At 55.7% G+C, this 296-nt stretch carries 1 protein-coding gene; it reads right to left on the bottom strand.

Annotated features, from left to right (window positions below):
* On the bottom strand, positions 1–201 hold a 201-nt coding region (locus R0J87_RS19420), incomplete at its 3' end, for an ATP-binding cassette domain-containing protein (protein WP_498888293.1).
* Positions 202–296 lie beyond the last annotated feature (95 nt).

Below are 296 nucleotides of genomic sequence, written 5' to 3' on the forward strand. Positions count from 1 at the left end.
CTGCTCTATCGCCTGGCCATCCAGGAGGATGTCACCACTGGAGTGTTCAATCATGCGGGTGAGCATGCGCAGCGTGCTAGATTTACCCCACCCTGACGTACCCACCAACGCACAGAACTTTCCTTTAGCGACCCGCAGCGTGATGTCGTCAACCGCGGTGTCGTCACCAAAGCGTTTTGTAACGTGGGAAAGCTCTATCATTCCTGTCCTCCGGGACGCAGAGCATCTGCCAACGCCCCTAATCCTGCATCCAATATTAGTGCCAAGATCAGAATGGGCAGTGCGCCCAGTAGCAC

It is taken from the genome of Halomonas sp. SIMBA_159 (assembly GCF_046536035.1).
In the GTDB taxonomy this organism is placed as follows: Bacteria; Pseudomonadota; Gammaproteobacteria; order Pseudomonadales; family Halomonadaceae; genus Vreelandella; species Vreelandella venusta_A.